General features: G+C 64.4%; 8 protein-coding genes and 1 pseudogene. 7 read left to right on the forward strand and 2 right to left on the reverse strand.

What is annotated here, in order from left to right:
• From EN780_RS23505 to EN780_RS23520, 4 genes are all read left to right on the forward strand, one after another.
• Positions 1-295: cobalamin-dependent protein (locus tag EN780_RS23505; RefSeq protein ID WP_189556678.1), on the forward strand; the 295-nt coding region annotated here is incomplete at its 5' end.
• A 90-nt stretch (positions 296-385) separates the two neighbouring features.
• The gene (locus EN780_RS23510; RefSeq protein WP_127392542.1) at positions 386-1,495 is read left to right on the forward strand and encodes a mandelate racemase/muconate lactonizing enzyme family protein; all 1,110 of its coding nucleotides are present in this window, start codon (positions 386-388) and stop codon (positions 1,493-1,495) included.
• Positions 1,496-1,666: 171 nt separating this feature from the next.
• Positions 1,667-2,146 (forward strand): DUF3828 domain-containing protein, encoded by a 480-nt coding sequence (locus EN780_RS23515; RefSeq protein WP_127392541.1) that lies wholly within the window; start codon positions 1,667-1,669, stop codon positions 2,144-2,146.
• A 4-nt stretch (positions 2,147-2,150) separates the two neighbouring features.
• On the forward strand, positions 2,151-2,726 hold the full coding sequence (locus EN780_RS23520; protein ID WP_128275465.1) for a hypothetical protein: 576 nt from the start codon (positions 2,151-2,153) through the stop codon (positions 2,724-2,726).
• A gap of 20 nt (positions 2,727-2,746) precedes the next feature.
• Here the strand turns inward: EN780_RS23520 and queF are convergent, their stop codons facing one another.
• A complete protein-coding gene (gene queF / locus EN780_RS23525; RefSeq protein WP_127392539.1) occupies positions 2,747-3,208 on the reverse strand; it encodes a preQ(1) synthase in 462 nt (153 codons plus the stop codon).
• Positions 3,209-3,348: 140 nt separating this feature from the next.
• Between queF and EN780_RS23530 the strand changes: the two genes are divergently transcribed.
• Positions 3,349-5,394: an NADH:flavin oxidoreductase gene (locus EN780_RS23530; protein WP_128275466.1), complete on the forward strand. Its 2,046-nt coding sequence runs from the start codon at positions 3,349-3,351 to the stop codon at positions 5,392-5,394.
• A 113-nt stretch (positions 5,395-5,507) separates the two neighbouring features.
• Positions 5,508-6,245 carry a DUF6817 domain-containing protein gene (locus tag EN780_RS23535; RefSeq protein ID WP_128275467.1) on the forward strand — a complete coding sequence of 246 codons (738 nt, stop codon included), beginning with the start codon at positions 5,508-5,510 and terminating at the stop codon, positions 6,243-6,245.
• Between the two features lie 227 nt (positions 6,246-6,472).
• Here the strand turns inward: EN780_RS23535 and EN780_RS23540 are convergent, their stop codons facing one another.
• Positions 6,473-6,880, reverse strand: a complete 408-nt coding sequence (locus tag EN780_RS23540; RefSeq protein ID WP_128275468.1) for a hypothetical protein — start codon at positions 6,878-6,880, stop codon at positions 6,473-6,475.
• Positions 6,881-6,993: 113 nt separating this feature from the next.
• On the opposite strand from EN780_RS23540, the pseudogene EN780_RS41585 reads away from it, so the two are divergent.
• A pseudogene (locus EN780_RS41585) lies at positions 6,994-7,080 on the forward strand (MarR family transcriptional regulator); the annotation flags it as partial.

The following is a 7,080-nucleotide window of genomic DNA, read 5'->3' on the forward strand; positions in this document are numbered from 1 at the left end:
CGACCTTGGCATCAACAATGCGGTCGAGAAGTATCTGGAGGCCATCGAGCAGCACCAGCCCGACATCATCGGCATGTCGGCGCTGCTGACCACCACCATGCCCTACATGAAGGTCGTCATCGACACGATGAAGGAAAAGGGCATCCGCGACGACTATGTCGTGCTGGTCGGCGGCGCGCCGCTCAACGAGGAGTTCGGCAAGGCCGTCGGCGCCGACGCCTATTGCCGCGACGCGGCGGTGGCGGTCGAGACCGCCAAGGACTTCATGAAGCGCAAGCACAATGTGCGGACTTGAGCACAGCGATGCGATCCGGGTTTGTGAACGTCAGGCGTGAGGTCGGCTGGGTGGCCAAAATCGCTTGGCTCGAAGGGGGCAGATCTCCGTATGCGTATCGCGTCGATCAAGGTCTATCAGATGCTTTTGCCGGTCAAAGGCGGCGCCTACCGGATGGCCAGCGATACCGTGGAGAATCTGGACAGCACGCTCGTTGAAGTCACCACCGAGGATGGACTGTCAGGCTGGGGTGAGACGTGCCCGGTCGGCCCTGTCTACCAGCCCCAACACGCGCTGGGTGCGCGAGCGGCAATTGCCGAAATGGCGCCCGGGCTCATCGGCGAGGACACCGCGTCCATGCGCCGCCTCGCGAAAAGAATGGACGAGCGGCTGAACGGCCACAACTATGCCAAGGCGGCCTTGGACATAGCCTTCCTCGACCTCACCGGCCAGCGGCTGGGCGTGCCGGTTTCAACACTCCTGGGCGGCGCGCTCACCGATCGTGTGCCTTCCTACTACTCGACTATCGTCGGTGCGCCCGACGAGACGGCGCGTATTGCCGCGGACAAGGTCAAGGCCGGATACAAACGGCTTCAGATCAAGATAGGCGGAGGGGATATCGAACAGGACGTCGCCACCGTGCACAAGGTATGGGAGGCGGTGGGCTTCAAGGCCCGCATCGCGGTCGACGCCAATCGTGGCCTCACCACCGCGGCGGCGCTGCACATCGACCGGCTCTGCCAGGCAATCCCGTTCGTCTTCGAACAGCCCTGCAACACCATGGAGGAAGTCGCGAGCCTCAAGGGACGCGTGACCCATCCGGTCTACCTCGACGAGAATACCGAGGATTTGAATGCCGTCCTGCAGGCAATTTCTTCAGGCATCGCGGACGGATTCGGACTGAAGGTCACCCGCCTTGGCGGCCTCACCAAGATGGTCACCGTCCGCGACCTGTGCGCGATACGATCGCTGCCGCACAGCTGCGACGATGCCTGGGGTGGGGATATCATCGCCGCGGCATGCGTGCACCTCGCCGCTACCGTCGAGCCGAGACGTTTTGAGGGGGCCTGGATCGCGCAGGAATACATCGAAGGGCACATGGACCCCGCAAACCCGATCATTATCGAAAACGGGCATATACGCGTCCCCCAGATGCCAGGGCTCGGCGTCAAGCCTGAGCGCTCCCAACTCAAAGCGCCTGTCGCGACGTTCGGAGGCTGAGAATACAGTGACGGTCGCGGCGATTGCATATGGCCAGCATCGTCGGCGATTGCGACCCTCCGCGACATCCGGCGGGCCGCCCGAGGCCGGCGATCCGGGACTTCATGAGCCGCAAAAAAGCCGATATGCAAGGGGCGTCTTGCCATTTTTGCCGATGCCCGGAGATCCTCGATGAGACCGATAGTGCTGGCCGCCGTCCTTTCCGTTGCCATGCCCGCCGCCGCTCTGGCGGGCCCGGCCTCCAACGCCGTGAAGTTCTTCTATGTTCCGCAGGTCAGGTTCGAGGGCGACGAGCAATATCGCGACCGTTTCACCGAGCCGGTGACCAAGCTGTTTGCCCTCAACGATCAGGCCGCCAAGAACAATCCGGACGAGGTCGCCTGCCTCGACTTCGATCCGGGCCTCGACGCGCAGGACTTCGATCAGAAAACCCTGGCGAAAACGCTGAAGCTTGCCGAAGCCGTCAACGGCGATAGCGCCGAGGTCACGGCGACTTTCAGCCTGTTCCCGGAAGGCGATGATTCCAAACGCGAAATGGTCTGGTCACTAAAGAAGGTCGACGGCAAGTGGAAGATTGCCGACATCGCCTCCAAGACCAGCGGCTGGACGCTGAGCGCGCTGGAATGCATGCCCGACAAGGCGCCGGAGTAATGCCATGGTGCGTGGCATTGTCCTGGCATTTGCGACCATCTCGATGCTGGCGGCGGGTGTGAGCGGCGCCTGCGCCCAGGGCCTGTTCGGCGCGCCACCGGCAAATGCCCCGGCCGACAACGCGCCTTCCGACGACACGGCAACCCCGCCGGCCGCATCGCCGCAAGCGGAAAGTGCGCCGGCAGCACCGGTCCTGCCGGGCTCGCCGACGGCGCTGGTGAAGCCGTTCTACGAGCATCTCGGGCTTGAGCTTGATCCGGCTGAGCGCAAGAACTTCATCGACCCAGCGAAAGCCGTGCTCGACAAAAGCGATGCGCTGCGCAACTCCGGGCAGGGCGAATGCCTCGATCCCAATATGGCGCTCGACAATGCCGACTACGACAAGGCGGCGATCGACGGCAGCCTGAAGACCATCGAGGCGGTCAGGGGCGACGAGGCCAAGGTGGTCGTCGCCTTCGTCGTCGCAAACAACGCGCACCGGCTGGAATGGAAGCTGAAGAAGGTCGGCGGTGACTGGAAGATCTCCGACCTTCTGTCGGTCACCGGCGAATGGGCGCTCAGCCAGTACCAGTGCGAATGAGCGCGATCACGCCATCCCGCTCAGCCGCGCCCGCGATAGGGTGCCACGCCGGTGTCGGGCAGCCAGGCGCCTTCGGGCGGCGCGCCGGTCTGCCAGAACACGTCGATCGGGATGCCGCCGCGCGGGAACCAGTAGCCGCCGATGCGCAGCCAGAGCGGCTTGGTCGCTTCAATGATGCGGCGGCCGATCATCACGGTGCAGTCTTCATGGAAGGCGCCGTGGTTGCGGAACGAGGTCATGAACAGCTTCAGCGACTTCGATTCCACCAGCAGAGCATCGGGCGCATAGTCGATGACGATATGGGCGAAATCCGGCTGGCCGGTGACCGGGCAGAGCGAGGTGAATTCCGGGCAGGTGAAGCGCACGATCGCCGGCGGCCCGTCGCCGCGCGTAAACGGCACGGTCTCCAGGACCGCCTGTTCGGGGCTCTGTGGCGTCTCGACGTGCGCCCCGAGCTGGGTGAGGTTTTTGGTGTCGATCATGGGTCCGAGTTCCTTGAGTTTTGCCGCTCATTAGCACCGGACCGAAAGGCGCGCAGCGGTTTTCGGACCGATCCGATGCGAGAAATGGACGCTGGGCGGCGCGCGCTGCTCAACCACAATCTTGAACCAGCAGGAAGACGATGACCAGCAACGACCCGCTTCTCCAGCCCTACCAGCTCAAGCACCTGACGCTGAAGAACCGGGTGATGTCGACGAGCCACGAGCCGGCTTATTCCGAGGACGGAATGCCGAAAGAGCGCTACCGGCTCTATCATGCCGAGAAGGCCAAGGGCGGCATGGCGCTGACCATGACCGCTGGGTCGGCCATCGTCTCGCGCGACAGCCCGGCCGCCTTCGGCAATCTGCATGTCTATGACGACCGCATCGTGTCGTGGCTCGCCGAACTCGCGGATGCCTGCCACGAGCACGACTGCAAGGTGATGATCCAGATCACCCATCTCGGCCGCCGCACCGGCTGGAACAAGGCCGACTGGCTGCCGGTGCTGTCGGCTTCGCCGGTGCGCGAGCCGGCGCATCGCGCCTTTCCGAAGACCATCGAGGACTGGGATATCGAGCGCATCGTCGCCGACTATGCGTCCGCCGCGCAGCGCTGCCAGGCGGCCGGCCTCGACGGCATCGAGTTCGAATCCTACGGCCACCTGATGGACGGCTTCTGGTCGCCGGCCACCAACCATCGTGACGACGAATATGGCGGCTCGCTCGACAACCGCCTGCGCTTCACCAACCTGGTGCTCGACGCCGTGCGCGCCGCGGTCGGCGAAAAGTTCATCGTTGGCATCCGCATGGTCGCCGACGAGGATTTTGAGAAGGGCCTGTCGAAGGAGGAGGGCGTCGAGATCGCCAGGCGGCTCGCCTCCTCGGGCAAGGTCGATTTCCTCAACATCATCCGCGGCTCGATCGAGACCGATGCAGCACTGACCAAGGTCATCCCGGTGACCGGAATGCGCTCCTCGCCGCATCTCGATTTCGCCGGCGAGGTGAGGGCGGCGACGAAGTTCCCGACCTTCCATGCGGCACGCATTTCCGACGTAGCGACCGCGCGCCACGCGATTGCGACGGGAAAACTCGACATGGTCGGCATGACCCGCGCCCATATCGCCGATCCGCACATCATGCGCAAAGTGATGGAGGGCCGAGAGCATGAGATCCGGCCTTGCGTCGGCGCCACCTATTGCCTCGACCGCATCTACGAGGGCGGCGAGGCGCTGTGTATCCACAACGCCGCGACCGGCCGCGAGGCCGAGATACCGCACATCATCAAGAAGAGCGGCGGGCCCAGGCGCAAGGTGGTCGTGGTCGGCGCCGGCGCCGGCGGCCTGGAGGCGGCGCGCGTCGCGGCAGAGCGCGGCCATCAGGTGACGGTGCTCGAAGCCTCCAGCCAGGCCGGCGGCCAGGTGCGGCTGGCGACGCAGAACCCGCGCCGCAAGGAACTGATCGGCATCATCGACTGGCGGCTGGCGGAGCTGGACCGTCTCGGCGTCGAGATTCGCTACGACACCTGGGCCGAGAAGGATGATGTGCTGGCACTGTCGCCGGATGTGGTGATCGTCGCCACCGGCGGCCTGCCGCAGAATCCGCCGCTGACGGCCGGCGCTAACCTCGTCACCTCGAGCTGGGACATCATGGCGGGTGCCGTCAAACCGGCCGAAAGCGTGCTGCTCTATGACGACAATGGCGGCCATCAGGGCATGGGCGCTGCCGAGCTCATCGCCAATGGCGGCTCGAGGCTGGAGCTGGTCTCGCCGGAGCGCTTCTTCGCGCCGGAGATGGGCGGCCTGAACCATGTGCCTTATATGCGCGCTTTCCAGGAGAAGGGCGTCACCATCACCATCAACACCAGGCTGCGTTCGGTGCGGCGCGAGGGCAACCAGCTCGTCGCCGAGCTCGCCTCGGACTTCGCCGACGGCTGGCGCGTCGAGCGGCGGGTCGACCAGGTGGTGGTCGAGCATGGCACCGCGCCGCTAGACGACCTCTATCTTTCGCTGAAACCGCTGTCGAACAATGGCGGCGCGGTCGACTACGAGCGGCTGGTGAGCGGCGGCGATATTTTCCCCAAGCGCAATCCGGAGGGCGGCTTCGTCGTGTTCCGGATTGGCGACGCGGTCGCCTCGCGCAACATCCATGCCGCCATCTACGACGGCATCCGATTCGGCATGAGAATCTAGGCCGCGGTGGCTGATGGCCGGACTGGACTTGGCCTGTCATATTTGCAATTTTCTGTCGCCGATCCGGGGCTGGCACAGGCTGTGCTGAAGGGTCCGCACAGCCGGGGGCTTACTTGACCGCACAAGACCTGTTCGTTCCGCGCCAGACCAATACGGCGCTTTACATCCAGTTGCACGACGCCGGGCACCCGGTGGAAGATATCCTGCGCGTCCAGAGGGCCTACGGCGTGGCCTGCGCCATGTTCAATGGCCGCTACCGCAAGACCGGGCGACCCTTTATTTGCCATGCCGTCGGCGCCGCGTCATCGGTCGCGCATTTCGACAAGGATCTCGATCTTGTCGTCGCCGCGATGTTCCACGCCGCCTATGACAGCGCCCAATATCCGGACGGCAAATCCAGCCGGCGCAGCGAGACCCACCGCAAGTGGCTGGAGCAGAAGCTCGGACCGCGGGTGGAAGGTCTTGTCGCCAGGGTCGGCGCGATGAAGTTCGACACCGGGGATCCCGAGCGCCTTGCGGCGCAAGGCGTGCCGGCCGGCGACGAGGACATCCTTTTCCTCGTCCTTGCGCATGATATCGACGATATGGCGGATGGCGGGCTGGCATTCGCGCCCAAATATGGCCGGTCGATTGAATCGCGGGTGGCTGCCTGCGCCATTCTGGCCCGGCGCATCGGCCGCGAGAGCCTTGCTGCCACTATCGAAGCCTATGGCAGCCGCTATGCGGCGCTGGGGTGGGCGGCTGCGCTCGAGGATAGCAGGCTGGAAGGTTTTCGCATTGCGCCGAATGTGCGCAACTACCTCAAATTGCGCCGCGACAAGCTGCGCGGAGCCCGGGTGGAGGTGCTTTGAGGGGCATGCTGCCGCCAGCGCAATTCCAGGAAAAGTGCGTAGCGGTTTTCGTCCGGAGTTGCGCCAAAACAAAGAGATACAGCGGTTCTGCGTTTCCGTGAAACGATGAACCGCTCTAGCGAGGCACGCGCACCGGACCTTCGCAAGGAGAGCCACCTGCCGCTCCGGTCCGGTGCGCGCCGCGCCCGACACCGGCTTTGCGCCGGCGCCGAGCGGTTCTTTGCGGGCTAGAACATCCTTGCGGTTGCCATGCACAGCACGGTGAGCACCAGCAGCCAGGCGGCGATGCGTTCACCGACGGCCATCTTTGCGCGCAGCATAGGTTCGGTGGATGCATCGGCACCGGCCAGCTGGCTGCTCGGCCGGCGCACCATGGCGCCGAGGACGCCGGCGGCCGCGATGGCCGCCACGATGCCGATTGCCAGTACGATCTCCATCGAGCCGAAGCTGCCCTGGTGGAAGAAATACCAAAGCAGCGCGCCGGTCAGGAACACCATGCCCGATGCGCCGAGTTGCGGCCGGATGAAGCGCTCAGCCTTGATCTCGGGATCGCGGGCGAGCGTGATTGTCGTGCCGGCCCAGAACACGCCAGCCATGACGTGAAGGCCGATGACGATGATGTAGACATATTGCATGACCGCATTCCTTCCTTTCCCGTCCGCCAACCGAATAATTAGATATCGAATGATTTGATGTCAATGTATAATGGCGCGTTCCAACGCCCCATGGCTTGTTCTACTGTCGGATCATGACACCCTTTGACCGCCCGCCCGTCGGAATGAACCTTGCCCGCACCGCCAAGGCGGTGGCGCAGGCCTTTGACGCCGCCCTGGTC

The sequence above is a fragment of the Mesorhizobium sp. M4B.F.Ca.ET.089.01.1.1 genome (assembly GCF_004022605.1).
GTDB lineage: Bacteria > Pseudomonadota > Alphaproteobacteria > Rhizobiales > Rhizobiaceae > Mesorhizobium > Mesorhizobium abyssinicae.